The organism is Kitasatospora sp. NPDC059747, assembly GCF_042732955.1.
Classification (GTDB): Bacteria; Actinomycetota; Actinomycetes; order Streptomycetales; family Streptomycetaceae; genus Kitasatospora.
Genome location: NZ_JBHWGV010000019.1, coordinates 20,925 through 22,579, shown reverse-complemented (window position 1 = coordinate 22,579; position 1,655 = coordinate 20,925). Strand labels below are relative to the sequence as shown.

The following is a 1,655-nucleotide window of genomic DNA, read 5'->3' as shown; positions in this document are numbered from 1 at the left end:
CGACCGCGACCTGGTCATGGCCCGCCTGGCCTTCCCGGTCACCGGCATCACCCCCGTCACCCTCGGCGCGACCGCGCCGGTGGCCGCCGAGAACCTGCGCGCAGCCGGCTACGGCCGCACCGTCACCGACTGGGTCCCCACCAAGGTCCACACCACCACCCACACCGTCGGCGCCGTCGCCGCCACCACCGTCGACACTGCCCCCGCGGACGGCCAAACCCCAATCTGCCAGGGCGACGCCGGAGCCCCGCTGCTGCGTGACAAGAACGGCACCACCGAGCTCGCCGCGATCGCCTCCCGCTCCTGGCAGGGCGGCTGCCTCGGCGCTCTGGGCACCGAGCTGCGCACCGGCGCCACCAGCGTGCGCACCGACGACCTCGGCGCGTGGGTGAAGCAGGTCCGCGAGGCCGCGCTGTCCACCAGCGCACCGACCACCAGTGGGGTGTACGACCCGGTCAAGCAGACGTCCACGGAGTTCACCGTCGACGACAAGGGCCGCGTCATGGGCGCGTACAACATCAACGGCCAGGGCTGGAGCTCCTGGACGTCTATCAGCGACCGTCCGGCCGGCGTGAAGCCGTTCGTCGGCTCGCCCACCGCCCTCTACAACCCGGCCACCAACGCCATCGAGCTGTTCGCCATGGACACCGACGGCCTCATCTGGCAGACCTACTACATGGCCGACGCGCAGGGCTGGCGCCCGTGGGCCGGTACGGGATCGACCTCGTTCACCGGCAGCGCCACCGCGGTCTACAACCCGTCGACGAAGACCGCCGAGGTCTTCGCCACCACCGCCGACGGTCCTGTGGCCCACATGTACTACACCCCGGGCATGACCGGCTGGAGCACCTGGTCGAACATCAACGCCGACTACCGGTTCACCGGCTCCCCCAGGGCGCTCTACAACCCGGCCACCGACGCGCTCGAGCTGTTCGCGATCGGCCGTGACAACACGATGTACCACACCTACTGGTTCAACGACGGCAAGCCGTGGAGCCCGTGGCTGCAGCTGAACCAGAACACCTTCACCGGCAGCCCGAGCCTGGTCTACAACCCGTCGACGAAGACCGCCGAGGTCTTCGCGACCAACACCGACGGCGTCGTGGCCCACGCCTACTACACCGCGGGCACGGCCGGCTGGAGCAGCTGGACGACCATCAACGGTGACCAGCCCTTCACCAGTTCCCCCAGCGTGCTCTACAACCCCGCCACCGACGCGCTCGAGCTGTTCGCGGTCCGCAGCGACAAGTCCCTGGCGCACACCTACTGGTTCAACAACGGCAAGCCGTGGAACGCCTGGGAGTCCCTGAGCGGAACCACGAAGCTCGCCGCCGGCCGGATCCCCGCCCCGCTGTTCAGCGCCTCCTCCAGCACCGTGGACCTCTTCGGCGCCACCGCCCCCGACGGTACCGTGAACCACACCTCCTACAAGCCCGGCATGCCCAGCTGGGCCCCCCTGGACACCCTGTCCGGCATCACGCTGCCCGGCATCGCCCTGCCCACCAGCTGACACCACCCCGGCGAGAGCGGTAGCGGCCTGCCACACCGTCCGTCGCCGAAAGGGGGGGGGGGGGGGCGGGGCGACCCCGGGGGGACCCCCCCCCCCCCACCCCCCCCCGAGCCCATAGAGAGAGATCACGGCGGCGCGGCCCGCC

General features: G+C 70.9%; 1 protein-coding gene (only partly in view). It reads left to right on the top strand.

Going from position 1 to position 1,655, the window contains the following annotated elements:
• Positions 1–1,510, top strand: the 3' portion of a protein-coding gene (locus ACFV4G_RS11075; RefSeq protein WP_380438823.1) for a trypsin-like serine protease. 905 nt of this gene lie to the left of the window's left edge; only the last 1,510 of its 2,415 coding nucleotides appear in the window; its start codon lies off the left edge, out of view; its stop codon occupies positions 1,508–1,510.
• Positions 1,511–1,655: the final 145 nt, after the last annotated feature.